General features: G+C 58.1%; 18 protein-coding genes and 1 riboswitch. Of the genes, 4 read left to right on the plus strand and 14 right to left on the minus strand.

Annotated elements, in window-relative coordinates:
• Positions 1–11: 11 nt before the first annotated feature.
• The 14 genes from pduP to pduA are packed head-to-tail and all read right to left on the minus strand — an operon-like array spanning position 12 to position 10,785.
• Positions 12–1,403: a CoA-acylating propionaldehyde dehydrogenase PduP gene (pduP, locus tag K2184_RS07940; RefSeq protein WP_024274645.1), complete on the minus strand. Its 1,392-nt coding sequence runs from the start codon at positions 1,401–1,403 to the stop codon at positions 12–14.
• A complete protein-coding gene (pduO, locus tag K2184_RS07945; protein ID WP_126489502.1) occupies positions 1,400–2,410 on the minus strand; it encodes a two-domain cob(I)yrinic acid a,c-diamide adenosyltransferase PduO in 1,011 nt (336 codons plus the stop codon). The genes pduP and pduO overlap by 4 nt, the downstream gene beginning before the upstream one ends.
• Before the next feature lie 9 nt (positions 2,411–2,419).
• Positions 2,420–2,695, minus strand: coding sequence for a propanediol utilization microcompartment protein PduN (gene pduN / locus K2184_RS07950; protein WP_000549823.1), 276 nt, complete (start codon positions 2,693–2,695; stop codon positions 2,420–2,422).
• 3 nt (positions 2,696–2,698) lie between these two features.
• Positions 2,699–3,190: a microcompartment protein PduM gene (pduM, locus tag K2184_RS07955; RefSeq protein ID WP_163525633.1), complete on the minus strand. Its 492-nt coding sequence runs from the start codon at positions 3,188–3,190 to the stop codon at positions 2,699–2,701.
• Complete coding sequence (locus K2184_RS07960; RefSeq protein ID WP_004115022.1) at positions 3,187–3,819, minus strand: phosphate propanoyltransferase; 633 nt, start codon at positions 3,817–3,819, stop codon at positions 3,187–3,189. Before K2184_RS07960 ends, pduM begins: the two co-directional genes overlap by 4 nt.
• Positions 3,819–4,301 carry a BMC domain-containing protein gene (locus tag K2184_RS07965; protein WP_105889103.1) on the minus strand — a complete coding sequence of 161 codons (483 nt, stop codon included), beginning with the start codon at positions 4,299–4,301 and terminating at the stop codon, positions 3,819–3,821. The genes K2184_RS07960 and K2184_RS07965 overlap by 1 nt, the downstream gene beginning before the upstream one ends.
• Positions 4,302–4,304: 3 nt before the next feature.
• Positions 4,305–4,580 (minus strand): propanediol utilization microcompartment protein PduJ, encoded by a 276-nt coding sequence (pduJ, locus tag K2184_RS07970; RefSeq protein ID WP_001057755.1) that lies wholly within the window; start codon positions 4,578–4,580, stop codon positions 4,305–4,307.
• A 19-nt stretch (positions 4,581–4,599) separates the two neighbouring features.
• A complete protein-coding gene (pduH, locus tag K2184_RS07975; protein WP_004105142.1) occupies positions 4,600–4,950 on the minus strand; it encodes a propanediol dehydratase reactivase beta subunit PduH in 351 nt (116 codons plus the stop codon).
• A complete protein-coding gene (pduG, locus tag K2184_RS07980) occupies positions 4,940–6,772 on the minus strand; it encodes a propanediol dehydratase reactivase alpha subunit PduG (RefSeq protein WP_023321554.1) in 1,833 nt (610 codons plus the stop codon). The genes pduH and pduG overlap by 11 nt, the downstream gene beginning before the upstream one ends.
• Positions 6,773–6,787: 15 nt before the next feature.
• Complete coding sequence (gene pduE, locus K2184_RS07985) at positions 6,788–7,309, minus strand: propanediol dehydratase small subunit PduE (protein WP_016809888.1); 522 nt, start codon at positions 7,307–7,309, stop codon at positions 6,788–6,790.
• A 14-nt stretch (positions 7,310–7,323) separates the two neighbouring features.
• Positions 7,324–7,998, minus strand: a complete 675-nt coding sequence (gene pduD, locus K2184_RS07990; protein WP_032729010.1) for a propanediol dehydratase medium subunit PduD — start codon at positions 7,996–7,998, stop codon at positions 7,324–7,326.
• Positions 7,999–8,008: 10 nt separating this feature from the next.
• A complete protein-coding gene (pduC, locus tag K2184_RS07995; protein WP_004105132.1) occupies positions 8,009–9,673 on the minus strand; it encodes a propanediol dehydratase large subunit PduC in 1,665 nt (554 codons plus the stop codon).
• An 18-nt stretch (positions 9,674–9,691) separates the two neighbouring features.
• Positions 9,692–10,504 (minus strand): propanediol utilization microcompartment protein PduB, encoded by an 813-nt coding sequence (gene pduB, locus K2184_RS08000; protein ID WP_004105122.1) that lies wholly within the window; start codon positions 10,502–10,504, stop codon positions 9,692–9,694.
• Positions 10,501–10,785 carry a propanediol utilization microcompartment protein PduA gene (pduA, locus tag K2184_RS08005; RefSeq protein WP_001183618.1) on the minus strand — a complete coding sequence of 95 codons (285 nt, stop codon included), beginning with the start codon at positions 10,783–10,785 and terminating at the stop codon, positions 10,501–10,503. Before pduA ends, pduB begins: the two co-directional genes overlap by 4 nt.
• A 525-nt stretch (positions 10,786–11,310) precedes the next feature.
• Here pduA and pduF point away from each other — a divergent pair.
• The 4 genes from pduF (at position 11,311) to cbiB (ending at position 16,093) form a co-directional block, all read left to right on the plus strand.
• Positions 11,311–12,111 carry a propanediol diffusion facilitator PduF gene (gene pduF, locus K2184_RS08010; protein WP_004105118.1) on the plus strand — a complete coding sequence of 267 codons (801 nt, stop codon included), beginning with the start codon at positions 11,311–11,313 and terminating at the stop codon, positions 12,109–12,111.
• Between the two features lie 188 nt (positions 12,112–12,299).
• Positions 12,300–13,211 (plus strand): transcriptional regulator PocR, encoded by a 912-nt coding sequence (gene pocR / locus K2184_RS08015; RefSeq protein WP_004105115.1) that lies wholly within the window; start codon positions 12,300–12,302, stop codon positions 13,209–13,211.
• Between the two features lie 290 nt (positions 13,212–13,501).
• Positions 13,502–13,669: riboswitch (cobalamin riboswitch) on the plus strand.
• 88 nt (positions 13,670–13,757) lie between these two features.
• Complete coding sequence (locus tag K2184_RS08020) at positions 13,758–15,137, plus strand: cobyrinate a,c-diamide synthase (RefSeq protein WP_163525632.1); 1,380 nt, start codon at positions 13,758–13,760, stop codon at positions 15,135–15,137.
• Positions 15,134–16,093, plus strand: a complete 960-nt coding sequence (gene cbiB / locus K2184_RS08025) for an adenosylcobinamide-phosphate synthase CbiB (protein ID WP_004105111.1) — start codon at positions 15,134–15,136, stop codon at positions 16,091–16,093. Before K2184_RS08020 ends, cbiB begins: the two co-directional genes overlap by 4 nt.
• Positions 16,094–16,099 lie beyond the last annotated feature (6 nt).

Raw genomic sequence — 16,099 nt, forward strand, 5'->3', positions numbered from 1 at the left:
CGCGACCTCGGTTAGCGAATGGAAAAGCCGTTGGTCAGCACGCAGCGACGGGAGCGGGCAAACGTGCGCGCCGAGGTTGTCCCTTCACCGGTCGGCGTGGCGATAGTAAAGGTGGTAAAGCCTTCGCCGCCGACGCCGATCCCGGCATAAGAGGGGCCGTTCTTGACGAATATCGAGGTTTGCAGGGTGCGGGCCGCGAGGTTCAGGCGCGACACGTTCTGCGAGTGCATAATGGCGGTATGATGCAGTCCCTCTTCAACCTTCAGCGCCAGGGCCAGCGCGCTATCGAAATCGCTAACTTTCACTATCGGCAGCATCGGCATCAGCTGCTCGCTGGTAACCCATGGATCGTCGGCGTTAACCAGCGCTATCAGTAGACGCGGCGCTTTCGACGGAACGGCGATCCCGGCCGCTTCGAGCATGGCTGATGGGCTTTTGCCGACCAGTTTTTTATTCGCCTGGCCTTCAGGCAGGCAGGCGGCCCGGAGTTTGTCAGTGTCGGCAGGGCTCAGCAGCAGCGCGCCGAAGGTTTGCATTTGCTGCACCAGACGTTCGGCGACGCTCTCCACCACAATCAGGCTCTTCTCGGCAATGCAGGGCAGGTTGTAATCGAACGAGGCGCCGTTGATGATATCTTCCGCCGCTTTAACCAGATCCGCCGTTTCATCAACGATGCAGGGCGGGTTACCCGCGCCAGCGCCAATGACTTTCTTACCGCTCTTCATGCCCATCGCCACAATACCCGGGCCGCCGGTAATGGCCAGAACCGCAATGCGCGGATGGGCCATCATCTGCTGGGTGGCTTCGAAAGTGGGTTCTGCTACGGTAACCACCAGATTGCGGATGCCGCAGCAGCGGAAAACAATCTCTTCAATCATGCTAATCAGCTTCAGTGAGACCTTTTTTGCTCCCGGATGCGGGCTGAAGTAGACGCTATTGCCCGCCGCCAGCATGCTGATGCTGTTATTAATGATGGTTTCCGTCGGGTTGGTGCTCGGTGCGACCGACCCGATAACGCCAAATGGCGAATACTCAAACAGCACCATGCCGCCGTCGCCGGTCAGTGCCGTGGTGGTGAGATCTTCCACGCCCGGCGTGTTGTCCAGCGCAGCTTTGTTTTTCAAAAATTTATCTTCTTTGTTGCCCATCCCCGTTTCATTGGCGCTCTCTTCCGCCAGGGCGGCCAGATGCGGCGTCAGCTCCTGACGCATTGCGCTAATGATGGCGCTGCGGGTTTTTAGCGGGCACTGCTGATAACGTAAGAACGCCTGATGCGCGGCATCAATGGCCTCGCTCACGGACTGAAAAATCCCTTTGCCCTGCGCCGGGTTTGGCGTTTGGGCTGGGGTTAACTGTTCGCTAAGAATGGTGCGAATAAGCGTTTCGAGTTCAGAAGTATTCATTGATGAGTTCCCACGTTAATGGCCGCGATGGCGGTCTGTGCTATATCCATGTCCTGTTCAACGCTGCCGCCGCTGATGCCAAGACCCCCAATTAATGAGCCGTCGCGCCACAGGGCGTAACCGCCGCCAAAGGTAACCACTTTTCCCTGCAAATGCGTTTCGAGGCCATAAAGCGCGGCGCCCGGCTGAACGGCCTCGCTCAGCTCATGGGTCGCCGTTTTCATCGCCACCGCGGTCCAGGCTTTTTTCGGCGCCAGTTCGCTGCTGACCAGCAGGGCGTCCGGCATCCGCCAGGTCACGGTTTCGGTGCCGTGTGCGTCAACGATGCTGATCACCACCGGAACCTGAAGCTGCTGCGCGCGCTCAACGGCGGCGCGGGTGAGCTGGTGCAGATCGTGGAATGAAAGGGCCAGGGGCGTCGTCTCCTTGCTGCGGCTCGGCTGAGTGACGGCCAGATAGCGCCGGCTCACTTCACGAATGATGTTGTTCTGGTGCGCATCGCTATCTTCCGCGCGCGCCAGGGCGTACAGGCAGTCTGACAAGCGATTGATGTAGCGCATCAGCACCTGGCGCACGTTGACTTCCGCCGCCAGCTCAACCAGTCGTCGTTCGGCCCGGCGGGCCAGCGTGCGGGCAAAATGCAGGCGGCTCGCGGCTTCGCAGCGGCCGGGTAAAATAAAACTGTGCAGCGGTTCGACGCGGGCCATGGCCCGATCGATGGCGGCTTCCAGAGCGGAAATCTCTTCGCTGCTGATGTAGCGCTGTTTCGGTGACGGCCGTTCGCTGTCGCTGGCCAGTTCTGCGCTAAACCAAAAAAGCTGCTGCTGGATGGCCTCAAGTAAGGCGCGGTGATTTTCATCCGCGGCGGCGCAGGCGCACAGGCTCAGCGCGGCGTTCAGCTCATCCAGCGTGCCGTAGGCTTCAACCCGCGGGTGGGTTTTACTCACCCGCTGGCCGGTAAAGAGTGAGGTGGTGCCAGCGTCGCCCGTTCGGGTATAAATCGCCATATTCGCTCCTTAACGTGAAAGCGTATCGACAATGCCGACAACGGCGAGGTCGATGGCCTCGTTTGGCCCGGAAAAAACGTGCCTGGCGCTGGAGCCGCCGCTGAGCAGAACCAGCTCGCCGATCCCCGCGCCGACGGAATCCACGGCGACTTCATCGCCGGAGGTCGGCGAGGCGGGAAGCTCGCCATCGGCGCTGACCCGCCGCACCAGCAGCAGCTTTTTGCCGATCAGGGAAGGCGATTTTTGCGTGGAGACAACCGCGCCCGTGACTCGTGCCAGATGCATGATTTACTCCTGCTTAATTAATTGAATATGCCGCGCCTGTGCCGCTTCGCGCGCCAGCGCGGTCACGATGCATTTGCGGTGGATAACCAGGCGACACTGGCCCAGCTGCGCGACGTCGCGATAGCTCAGCACCGATCCTGCGTGCAGGATCAGCGGCAGCCCGCGCTCGTCGGTGAAGATCGCCGGCAGGCGCGCCAGTTTTTTGACCGGGATAACCGGCAGCAGCTGACTGTGCAGGGTGAGCTGCACGCGGATGCCGAAAGCCAGCGCGTCGTGAATTTTCCGGGCCGCAGGATCGTCGGTTTCCGCCTCCGTCAGCTGGCCCAGCAGCGGCAGGTCGACAAGCAGGATGCGCAGCGAGGCGTGCTGGCTGAACAGCCCGGGGCAGTCGGCATCGCGCAGCTGCGCAACGCTCAGCGTCGCCATGCTGTGGGCGCGACGCTGCAGCCTGGAGACGATTTCCTCCACGATGCGCTGCAGAACTTCGCCGTTCATCGCGGGCCTACCAGCCGGGCAAAGGCCTGCGGATTATCGGCGCCAGCGGCGTTGGCTTCATCGGTATCAATGTGCATTTCGAGACGCATATCCGGTGAAACGCGAATCGCCACGTTGTTGAAAATCAGCCCGCGCTCGTCGCCTTCAATGGCCACGGAGACCCTATCGCCGTGGGAAACCCGCAGGATCAGCGCATCGAGCGGCGACATATGAATATGCCGCTGCGCGACGATAACCCCTGACGAGAGCGTCAGTTCGCCATAGGGGCTGACCAGACGGATGCCCGGCGTCCCTTTCAGATCGCCAGACATTCTCAGCGGCGCCGCAACCCCCAGGGTTCTGGCATCGGTACGCGATATTTCCACCTGGCTTACCGAACGCAGCGGGCCGAGCAGGCGCACATTTTTAAGCTGCCCCTTCGGCCCTACCAGGGTGACGGTTTGCTCCGCAGCGTACTGTCCCGGCTGCAGCAGCGCTTTTTTCTCGCTGATGGGATGGCCAGGAAACAGGCGTTCATAATCCGACGCCGACAGGTGGATATGACGATTTGAAACCCCCAGCGGAATGGGCCGCAGACGCATCTCGTCGAGGACTTTACTGACCGTTGATTCGAGAAGCTGTTTATCCATTACGCTTCACCTCGCTTGCCGGGATGAATGCAAAGGGTGCGCGGCTCGCCCTTCTGGCGCGGACATTTTGGATCCAGGCACAGGTTGCAGCTGACCACGCCTTGTTGCTGGAGGGGCTCTTCTGCTGGCGCTTCAGAAACGACATTAGCCGTCTCTGACTCTTCAGGCTCAGGTTCCATGACGGAGGATGGGGGAGCCTCTGCGGGCAGGATCCCTTCTCCGGGTCTGGCGATGACTTTATGAGCCACCAGACCGTTTCGCTGTTCGGCAAACTGTGCACCGGTGGTGATGGCCGCCTGTACTGAGGCCACATCACCGGTAATTTTAATGACCGTCCAGCCTGAACCATTGGTCTTTTCGAGGGCGACCAGCGTGATAGAAGCGGATTTCGCCATGATATCGGCGCAGCTAATAGCCAGTGCCAGACCACAAACTTCAAGTAATCCCAGTGATTGCTTCACGCGGTGCTCCTTATTCGCCATCAATCAGGCTGATTTCGGTAAAATGGCCTCAACGTCGCTGTGCGGACGCGGGATCACGTGGCAGGATTTCACTTCGCCTACGACGCTTGCCGCCGCGCTGCCCGCATCCACCGCCGCTTTGACCGCGCCGACGTCGCCGCGAACCATTACGGTCACCAGACCCGAGCCAATTTTTTCGTAGCCGACCAGCTGCACGTTGGCCGATTTCACCATCGCATCGGCGGCCTCAATGGCGCCTACTAACCCTTTTGTTTCAACCAGTCCCAGTGCGTTATTCATACTGCTGTTCTCCTGTTGCTTAGCTATTCAGATCCCGGAACGGGATCCCTTTGACCAGCCGTGCCGCGTTATTACCGGTGTTACGTTGGGCCTGACTGTCCTGATGATGCATCAGCGTAAAAAGCGGCGCCGATGCGGGTAAATTCTTGTAGTGCACGACCAGCGTATGGCGGTCGCAGGCGATGCCCACCAGTAGCGGCGAGCTGCGCGCCGCCTGCCAGGCGCTGTCCACGACATCCCCGGCCGGGTGATGCTGGAGCAGGAAAGGAATGCCTTCCTCTTCGATACCCAGCAGCACTTCGCGCCACAGGCCGTCGCAGCCGTCGATGGCGGCGATCACAATAGCCGGGGCGCTGTGATTACTGTCCATGCGCGAACTCCTTATGCCAGGAGAGAATCAGGCCGGTGGCCACCGCGTTTCTGGGGCCCTCGCTGCCGCGAATATTTCCCCGCCCGGCAACCAGGCGGTAGTGCGCCAGCGCATCGGTGACCAGTTGCGGGACCTCGAAATCCAGCGACGAACCGCCGACCAGCACCACGAACGGAATATCGCGAATGTTGCCGGTGGGGCTGACCTGACGCAGTGCGCGCAGGGCGTTGGTGACAAAGACCCGCTCTTTGGCGCTGCGGCGAATGGCGCGCACTTTTTCCAGCGCTAAGTCGCCGGGTAGCGGTACCAGTTCGTCCGGTTTCACCACGCAGACGCGGGCGAATACGGCGGGGGGCAGCGGCGTGGAGAAGAACTGCACGCTGCCGTCCTCGTGGCGTAAATGGAACAGACTTTCCACCTTGGCCAGCGGATACTTCTTGATCTCTTCCGCCAGATAGCGGTCTTCCAGCCCCAGCTCGCGGGCAATAATCATCGTCACCATATCGCCAGCTCCGGCGAGATGAGTGGCGATGATTTCGCCTTTGGGGTTGATGATGGAGGCATCGGTGGAGCCTGCGCCGAGGTCGAGGATCGCCAGCGGTCGGGTGGTACCCGGCGTGGTCAGCGCGCCCAGAATGGCGGCTTCGGCCTCGGCGCCGCCGATCTGCACGTCGATATTGAGCTTCTGCTCGATTTCGCGGGCAATCATCGCCATCTGCAAACGATCCGATTTCACCATTGAGGCGATGCCCACGGCCTGCTCCAGCGAGAACTCCCCGGCAAGACCGCCGGTGACGCTCACCGGCACCGAGGTATCGACGGCCAGCAGATCCTGAATGAATATTTCGCTGCTGGGCTTGTTGGTCAACTCGGCCATGGTCTGGCGCACGTGTTCCAGCATGCCGCCGATATTGGTCCCCGACTCGCCGGTGACGTTATCGAGCTTGCCGCAGCCGTCGACCGCTTTCATGATGGCTTCGGCGCCAGCGGCAACGTCTACGCGTACGCTCCGGCCCTGGGCCAGCAGCTCAAGGTTACCGGCGGGTATCGCACGCGCTTTGACGTCACCGGATGGCGTTTTGACCACCACGGCGGAACGGTTGCCAATCAGCGCACGAGCCATCGGGACGATGTTTTTCGTCTCCTCGGCGTTGAGGTTGAATACGGTGGCGATGCCGTAGGGGTTAGAGAGCGTTTCGATGACCTTCCCCGGGACGGCGACCTCAATTGCCGCCAGCATTCCCAGCGGAATGCGGTCGATGTACAGCACTTCGTCAACAATCGGCAGCGGTTTTTCCAGCCGGTTGCTGACCAGCACGCCATCGTCGCGTTGCAAAATGACGCCGGTAATCTGATATCCGGCGCGCAGGGAAGCGTTAATCACGCTGGCGATATCGGCAAAATCGAACACCGACGACACCACCAGGATATAGGGCGCGTCCGCCGGGCGGGTTAACAGCTCCTGCGGCGTAATGGTGATGCCCACGCCAAGCCCCGCGCCGCCGGGCGTTTTCGGGTTATGGCCGATCATGGTCGATTCGGTGATGATGGTCTCAGTAATGGTTTCCATCGCCACATCGCCAATCACCGGCGTAGCTTCATTAATGCGGATGAGCGAAATATCGCTGACAGCGATCCCGGCGCCTCTGGCGACGAGGGCGAGCGCCTCCTGAATACCGAACACGTTACGCAACGTGCCTTTGATCCCGGTGGTTTCCGCCAGCGCGCTGTGGGTGATTGTCAGCGTGCCAGCCTCATTCAGAGTCGCCAGGGCGACTTCCGTCGATGAGTTGCCGATATCAATGCCAGCTATATATCGCATCACATACCCCTGTAATTAATCGTCGCCTTTGAGTTTTTTACGCTCGACGTACAGCGTTGCCGCTTCGCGAACGAAAGCGGCGCAAATCTTCGCCTGATAGCGGCTTTCGAGATCGTCGGCGATCGCCAGCAGCTCCTCTTTCGTCGAGCGATAGGGGCGGAGGGCGTTGTAGATTTCAAGAATGCGATCGTCCGGTACCGCGGTCAGTTCGGCGGCGCGTTCGAAGTTCATCGCCAGCCGGTCGCGGCCCGCGTCCCTGGCGATAGAAGCCTGTAAGCGCAGCGTTTCCGGGGTAATACGCATATCCTGGGCGGTAACTTTGTTGCTCAGCACGTTTTCCAGCGTAAAGTCGTCCAGCGTTTTATTGGTGGCGGTTTTCACCCATTCCGGGTGTTTGTTCGCCAGCGGGTAGTCGCTGACCTTTGCGCTACGGGACGCGCCGTCTGCCGCCGGAGCCGCCGTCGGCGCCTCGCCCTGCAGGCTGTTCATGCGGCTTAATACGTCGCGCACCATCGATTCAATTGCGTCGGTATTCATGGAGTTATCCTTTATCAAAGCGCCACGCGCAGTTCCTGCGGGTTTTTGCCCGTTACCACGTACTTGGTCTCTTTAATGTGCAAAATGGCCGATTTCGCCTGGTATTTTGGCCGCGCCATCTGGTCGTTCAGCGTCGGGACCGGCTGCGGCGATTCGCGTTTCGCATAGCGGGCGGCGTTTTTACCAATCTGGCGATAGGTTTCCAGGGTCAGCAGCGGCGCCTGGGGGAACAGCTCCAGGTTAGAGAGCGGCGGCAGCCCCTGCTGGTGAATCACCGTGGTGCCTTTTGACTGGATGCCGATAGAGATGCCGGAACCGCTCAGGCGATTGCCTTCAACGGCGACGAAGGCCACGTCGGAGGATTTAAAGCAGCGAATCACGCGCGCCTTAATGCCTTCTTCTTCAATACCGGCAATGACTTCGCGCAAAATGCTCTTATGCGGTATGCCGACGATATTGACGGTCTGCGCCAGGCCGAAAGCCGGGCCGACGGCGATAATCACTTCGTCCTGCTGGGTTCCCTGACGCGCTTCGCCCACTTCCGTCAGGAAGCCGTCGCCGGCGGGCGGCGTGGCCTGGGGCGCCGCGGAGGCCGCTGGCGCATTAAACGAGACGGGTTTATCGCTGCCCTTCATCTCGCTGAGCACTTCTTCAATTATCTGGCGCAGCAATTTTTCATTAATTTCCATTTCTCACCCCTTAATCAATCTCGTTGGGATCAAGAGCGCCAGGGATGTTTTTAATCTCTTCCCAGCGTTCGCCCTGCAGGCGATAGCCCGTTGCCGGACCGGCATAGTCGTTAACATCGTTGACGGCTGACAGCACCTGCCCATCGCCGACGATAATTGCGGAGGTATGCAGATAGTCTCCGGTCAGCTTGGCTTTCTGGATGTTGAGCATGTCCTGGGCCACGTCGGTGAACCCGCCCTGCGCCAGCGCTTTCACTACTTCCAGGCCGTTGCGGTTTTTATTGATGATTTCCTGGGCGAACTTGATGTCTTCGACGATGTTGCGCTCCGGCATATCTTTCGAACCGTGGGCGTAGGTCGCGGCTTCAACTTCTTCATCGGTAATCGGCGGCAGCCCCATTCCGGCAAAAACGGCCTGCAGCGCGCGGGCAGCCTTATTCCGGATGGCGATAACATCTTCTTCGCGAACCGGACGCAGACCACCGTCCACCTTCAGGTCGCGCTGGATGACGTTGTAGTCGTCAAAGTCTTCGGCATCTTCGTTGGAACCGGCGAACATGTTGTCGTAGTTCGGCACCGCGGAATAACCGGAAGAGATAAAGTCGGTCCCCGGCAGAAACTGCATCAGCAGGCGCGCGGTACGACGCATATCGGAGTGGGTGAAGGTCTGGTCGTTACTGGAGGCGCACTCCAGATCCAGCGACGAACAGATCAGGTTTTCCGCCAGCACCGCGCGAATGCCGGAAGGCACCGCAGACGGCACGCCGATGCAGCTAACGGAACCGTTTTGCAGGCCCTGTACGCCCGCGGCTTTGGTGATGTAGATGCAGCGCGCTTCCAGGTAAAGCATGGATTTGCCTTCGGCGTAGCCCATCTGCACTTCGGAGCCGGAGCCGGAGGTGAAGCGCATTTTCAGACCGCGAGAGGCGTAGGAGGAGGCTAAGAAACCCTTCGACCACGGCGTGTCGTCGCCGTCGGTAAAGACCGGTTCGGTACCGTAGACGGAGATGGTTTCGGCGTAGCAGGTGTGGCCCAGCATGCCGAGCTTCAGCTCGGTGGCTTCTTCCAGCGAGCACTGAGTCAGTACGCCCGGACGGCCTACCTGCGAGCCGACCAGCAGCGCGATGGCGTTGAACGGCGCGTAGCGCGCTACCGCAACGGTGGTTTCCTGTTCGTCAAATCCGCGCCATGCGCCTTCGGCGGCGTCGGCGGCAATCTGTACCGGATTATCTTTGACGTTGGTGACGTGCGCCTGCTGGGATGGGGTGCGGCGGGCGCGCATTTTCTGCATCGCCATCATCATCTCAACGACGTTCATATGCGAAACCACTTCGACAATTTTTGCCGGCGTCATCGCGGTGGTCAGCGGGACGATTTCGCTGCGTTTAACGTTAGGATCGCACAGCATGTTGGCCAGCTTAACCGAATCCATCGCCATCACTTCTTCGGCGCGATTCAGGTTAATGCCGTAGCGGGCGATAAAGTGGTCGATCAGGTCAAAATCGCTCACCGGTTTCCCGTCCAGCTCGGTCACCGCGCCGTTAACGATTTTTATCGACGGTTTCGGATCGTTCGGGCTTTCCATCGCGATAAAGCCTTCTTCGATCCACTCCTTAACGAAGCCGTCCTGATTCACAGGGCGTTTCGCCAGTGCTTCAAATCTTTTCGATCTCATGAATCAGCCTCGTGGGTATCAGATGTAGGACGGGCGATCGTTTTTCGGTTCAGAACCGAGGGTCGCAAGGACGGTTTTACCGATTTCGCGCGCGGAGGTGACTGCCTGGCGGACCGCGCCGGAGTCGCCGGAAATCACCAGGATGGCTTCGTTACTGAAGCTGGTGCCGTGCGCCGGAGAGCTATACGCCACGACTTCTACGTTGGCTGACTTCAGGGCGGTATCGGCCATCAGCACGCCAACGGAGGCCGGTGCGCCGACGATAATGCCGCAGGCGCGGCCAATCGGCGCGCCGAAGGCTTTTTCCAGGGCGTAGCTGGCGCGGGCGGTGTACTGCAGCTCGATATGTCCGGCTTCATTGCCGTAAACATCGCCGAAGGTGCGGTCGAGCTCTTTCAGCGCAACTTCAATCCCGCGCTTAACGTCGGAAACGTCGTTGCCGCCTAAAATAATCAGCGAACCGTGGCCTGCACCGCCTTTGGTATCGCGCGGAAGCTCAATGCTGACCACTTCGGTGTTGGTGGCTTTCACCGCTTCGTCCGCCGCCATAATGTGCGGGCCTGCGCCGGTACGGGCGCCGAGAATGCCGATGGAGCGATAGCGCTTTTCAAGCTTCATCGCGTCCAGCAGGGCGGTATCGACGTTGGCGATAACCAGGCCCAGGGTGTCGCCAATGGCGGTCCCGACAAATTCCGTTAAACTGCAGCTTTTTTCTGCCATAGCCGTCTCTCGTATTGGATGGTTTTCAGTAGGGATGGCCTGCTGTTCCGGCGTTGCCACGCGGGCAATCACCTGAGCCATGATCTGTTCAACCAGCTCATTGCTGCTCATTGGCTAATTCCCTTCGGTAAGATTTTTTCTACATCGGTGTGAGGGCGTGGGATGACGTGTACGGCTTTCACTTCACCCACGTTACGTGCGGCGGCGGCACCCGCATCGGTGGCCGCTTTTACCGCGCCAACATCGCCGCGCACGATGACGGTTACCAGCCCGGAGCCAATCTTTTCATAGCCCACTAACATCACATTGGCTGACTTAACCATTGCATCAGCGGCCTCTATGGCTGCGGTTAAGCCTTTGGTTTCTACCATTCCTAGTGCTTCTTGTTGCATAAAGACCTCGCATGGAGTGTTCCGATAGTTGGGACTATAAGAAGATGCGAGGAAAAAGAATGGCTGACTTCAATTTGATGGTGAAAAAATAGTGGGTATTGGATAATATAAAATTGTCGTTTATTTATTTAACTGTTTGATGTTATTTGTTATTTTTATTTGTGCTGATGTGATTATCTTGTTTTGTATATTCCATATTTACAAATTTGTTCATGACGATTTTAATTTTATCTGCTATGCGCGAGAAACTGATTTGTGATGTTTGTTGGAAAACGATGAGTTGGTTTTAGCAATATTTTTGCATGCCATGGCGCTGGCATAATTGCGAAAGCCGCGCGTGAGCAATGCAATTCTGAGTTATTTAATGACAATAATTTGTTATTGATGCCCGAATTTTCCGGAGGCTGCCGTCAGCAGGTTGCCAACAATTTGCGGACGGGAGTTCATATAGTGGTGCCCGTTGTACTCTACTGCCAGCAGGATGTTGGCTGGTCAGGACACGAACTCTGCTAAGAAGGTGTCATAATGAATGATTCGTTAAAAGCGCAATGTACCGCCGAGTTTTTGGGCACCGGGCTATTTTTGTTTTTCGGCATCGGCTGCCTGAGCGCGTTAAAGGTGGCGGGAGCCAGCCTCGGACTGTGGGAGATATGCATTATCTGGGGGTTGGGGATCTCGCTTGCCGTGTATCTGACTTCGGGGATCTCCGGCGGGCATCTCAACCCGGCGGTGACCGTCGCTTTATGGCTGTTTGCCTGCTTTCCCGGACGAAAAGTTTTCCCCTATATCGTTTCACAAGTTGCCGGCGCCTTTGGCGGCGCGGTGCTGGCCTATGTGCTGTACAGCACGATGTTTACCGAGTTTGAATCCGCCCACCATATCGCGCGCGGCAGCGTAGAGAGCCTGCAGCTGGCGAGTATTTTCAGCACCTACCCGGCGGCATCGCTGAGCATCTGGCATGCGGCGCTGGTTGAAGTGGTGATCACCTCCATGCTGATGGGGATGATTATGGCGCTGACCGACGACGGCAACGGCGTACCGAAAGGGCCGCTGGCCCCGCTGCTGATCGGCCTGCTGGTGGCGGTAATTGGCGCTTCAACCGGGCCGCTGACCGGCTTTGCGATGAATCCGGCGCGTGATTTTGGGCCGAAGCTGTTTACGTGGATGGCGGGTTGGGGCGATATCGCGATGACCGGCGGAAGGGATATTCCGTACTTTATTGTGCCGATTATTGCGCCACTGATCGGCGCTTGTCTCGGCGCGGCCATCTATCGTTATCTGATTGGTAATAATCTACCGTGTAATACCTGTAAATTAGAGGATTAAGGTCACGGCTGAAATAGCCAAAAATTTTCATGAACCGGTATCACGAACTCGCCAAAAACGTCTCCCACGGATGGGAGACTTTTGCTATCGTATTATTCTTTTATCGTTGGCGGCAATTGATGATGAAAGGAAGTAAATATTAAAGAAATGTTTTATTTATAACAAAAAATTAACTGAGAGGTTTTATCATGATTTCTGCGAGCACACTGAACTCAGAACTCATTAATAAAATCGCACAGGATTTTGCGCAGGCCACCAGTCTGGCGGTGGTGGTCGTCAATATTCATGGTGATGAAATATCTGAACTGTTTAACTTCACACCTTTTTGCCAGCTGATGCGCCAGCATCCCCAGCACAGCACCCGCTGTCGAATGAGCGACCGCTGCGGCGGGCTTGAGGCGTCTAAAACCGATCAGCTCTGTATCTACCGCTGCCACGCCGGGTTAACCGATTTCTCCATTCCTCTGGTCATTGCCGGGCACCTTGTGGGCTTTGTGCTTTGCGGCCAGGTGCGCTTAAGCAACGATGTTGAACTGGTCGATATCCTCAACGTGGATGACCGCTGGCAGGCCGACCCTGAGCTGCTTAAAGCGTTTCGCGACGTGCCGGAAATGGACTACTCCAGAGTGATTGCTTCTGCTGATTTACTGAAGCTCATCGTCGAAAACTGCCTTAAAAAACAGCTCAACTTTGTGGTGATTAAAGATAATCCCCAGCAGCCGGAACCTGCGCGCGCCAGCCGCGTTGCCAGCCCTCATGACAGCAAAATGAAGAAGGCGCTGCGCTACATTGATGCCCATTTATCCGACGAGCTTCGCCTGGAAGACGTCGCCGCTCACGTTTATCTCAGCCCCTATTACTTCAGTAAGCTGTTCAAAAAATATCAGGGTATTGGCTTTAATGCCTGGGTGAACCATCAGCGGATGGTGAGCGCCAAAGAGCTGCTTTGCCACAGCGACTGGAGCATCGCCAGCATTGCGCGGAATTTAGGATTTTCGCAAACAAGCTATTTTTGCAAAGTTTTTCGCCAGGCCTATCAGGTGACTCCGCAGGCCTATCGCCAGCAAATTAACGCCAGATCACAAACTGAGCCATTTTAAATGACAATAATTTGTTATTGCCGATTTTTGTTATACCCGCGTATCTGGCTCATTATAAAATGAAAATATCTCATTCAGAGCAATAAATTGTCATAGCGCAACAAAATAATAATGAGAGAGCGATAAGCTGCACCAGTTTTTATTTATTTGATGAGATAGAGTGATATCCGAAATGGCTTTCAGCGCGCCATCGGCGTAATGAAACGGCTTTGGTAATTAAAAATTAAACACGACGGGAGCCATCCTGCTTCCGTAAGATGTTCCGGGAATCATTCGAGTGGGTTTCATCCCGCTCGATAAAACCGACAGGCGCCAGGGAAGGGGGTGTGAATCCCCCGCAGCCCCCGCTGCTGTGATGCTGACGAACCCATATTTAGCCACTGATCTGCTTACCGGATTGGGAAGGATGGGAGAGGACGACGCTAAGCCAGAAGACCTGCCTGTCGGTAATAATCAACAACTTCGGTGGGAAGTGGGTTGCTCAGATGCGTACAGTCGAAAGACTGGGAATGCACGCAGCCCTACCACCCGGCACAGGATCGGGGTATGGCAGCCAGGCAGCACGCATTCATTCTTGCAGGTACCGGCAGCGGTTGTGGTAAAACTACGGTCACGCTTGGCCTGCTCAGCCTGTTGAAGCAGCGCGGCATGCGGGTTCAGCCCTGCAAAGTCGGCCCGGATTACCTCGACACCGGCTGGCACACCGCCGTCAGCGGCGTCGCTTCCCGCAACCTCGACAGCTTTATGCTCCCGGAGCCGGTGCTTAACGCGTTATTTTGCGAACAGATGCAGCGGGCGGATATTGCGGTCATTGAGGGCGTGATGGGGCTGTATGACGGCTTCGGTACTGACCCTGGCTACTGCAGCACCGCCGCGATGGCTAAACAGCTCGGCTGTCCGGTCATTTTGCTGGTAGATGGCAAAGCGGTTTCCACCTCCATCGCCGCCACGGTGATGGGATTTCAACACTTCGACCCCAGTCTTAACATTGCCGGCGTTATCGTCAATCGCGTCAACAGCGAAAGCCATTATCAGCTTCTCAAAGGCGCCATTGAACACTACTGCGAGCTGCCGGTGCTCGGCTACGTACCGCGAGTGGAAGGGGTGGCGTTACCCGAACGCCATCTGGGACTGGTTACCGCCCGCGAGTCGCTGGTTAACCAGCAGCCGTGGCGCGATTTTGCCCAAACGCTGGCGCAAACGCTGGATATTGAACAGCTTCTTACCCTCAGCCAGCTCTCCATCCTACCCGCCGGGGAGTGGCCGACGCTGCCGTCCCCTGATGCTGGCGCGGGCCTGACGCTGGCGCTGGCGGACGACGAGGCCTTCAACTTTTACTACCCGGATAACCTCTCGCTGCTTGAACGCTGCGGAGTGAATATCGTGCGCTTCAGCCCGCTGCACGATAGCGAGCTTCCACCGTGCCAGATGATTTGGCTCGGCGGCGGCTATCCGGAAATTCATGCTGCCGCGCTGGCGGCCAATACGCCGATGCTGACGCAGCTGCAGGAGGCGCACCGGCGCGGGGTGGCGATTTACGCTGAATGCGGCGGTCTGATGTATCTCGGCAGCTCCCTGGAAGACGCCAACGGTGATATCTACCCGATGGCCAACCTTATTCCCGGCCATAGCAAAATGGGCAAACGGCTTACCCGCTTTGGCTACTGCGAGGCGCGAGCTATGCGCAAAACGCTGCTGGCGGCGCCGGGCGAAACCCTGCGCGGACATGAATTTCACTACTCGGATTTTACTCCCGAGTCCCCGGCGGTTCTGGCCTGCCGCAAGGTCCGCGACGGTATGACCCTTCAGCAGTGGTCCGGCGGCTGGCAGGTGGGCAACGCGTTCGCCAGCTATCTGCACCTGCACTTTGCGCAGCGCCCCACCATGCTCAAACACTGGCTGGCTGCGGCAAGGAGCGCGCTATGACGCTACTGGCATGGGGCGTTGCCTGGCTTCTCGATTTTATCATCGGCGATCCGCAAAGCTGGCCGCATCCGGTGCGCTGGATTGGCAACCTGATCGCCGCCGTTCAGCGCGGCGTGCGCCGCTATTGCCGTAGCGATGTTGCCTTGCGCATCGGCGGCGGGGTGATGTGGATAGTTGTAGTCGGACTGACGTGGGGCGTCTGCTGGGGCGTGCTGACGCTGGCGCAGAGGATTCATCCGTGGCTTGGCTGGCTGGTTGAGGTCTGGATGATTTTCACCGTGCTGGCCGGACGCTGTCTGGCGCAGTCGGCGCGGGACGTCGAGCGACCGCTGCGCGCGGGGGATCTGGCGGAAAGCCGTAGCAAGCTGTCATGGATTGTCGGGCGCGACACGTCGCAGCTTGCGCCGCAGCAGATTAATCGCGCGGTTGTTGAGACGGTGGCGGAAAACACCGTTGACGGGATTATCGCGCCGCTCTTCTTCCTGCTGCTCGGCGGCGCGCCGCTGGCGATGGCCTATAAAGCGGTCAACACCCTGGATTCGATGGTCGGCTATAAGCACGAAAAATACCGCGCCATCGGCATGGTTAGCGCCCGCCTTGATGATGTCGCCAACTTTATCCCCGCTCGCCTGAGCTGGCTGCTTATCAGCCTCGCCGCTCTCCTCTGTGGTGAAGCGAGTGGCCGCGCGTTGCGCATCGGCTGGCGCGATCGCTACAACCACAGCAGCCCAAACTGCGGATGGTCGGAGGCCGCCGTCGCCGGGGCGCTCGGCATTCGGCTTGGCGGCCCTAACGATTACTTTGGTCAGCGCGTGGAGAAGCCGTGGATTGGCGAGGCGACGCGCGACGTTTCCGTAGACGATATTTCCCGAACGATTCGACTGATGTGGGTGTCTTCGACCCTGGCGCTGGCGCTGTTTATGGCGATCCGGTTCTGGCTGGTCGGCGCAGCCTGAGGACAA

The sequence above is a fragment of the Klebsiella sp. K5-306 genome (assembly GCF_051835185.1).
GTDB lineage: Bacteria > Pseudomonadota > Gammaproteobacteria > Enterobacterales > Enterobacteriaceae > Klebsiella > Klebsiella oxytoca.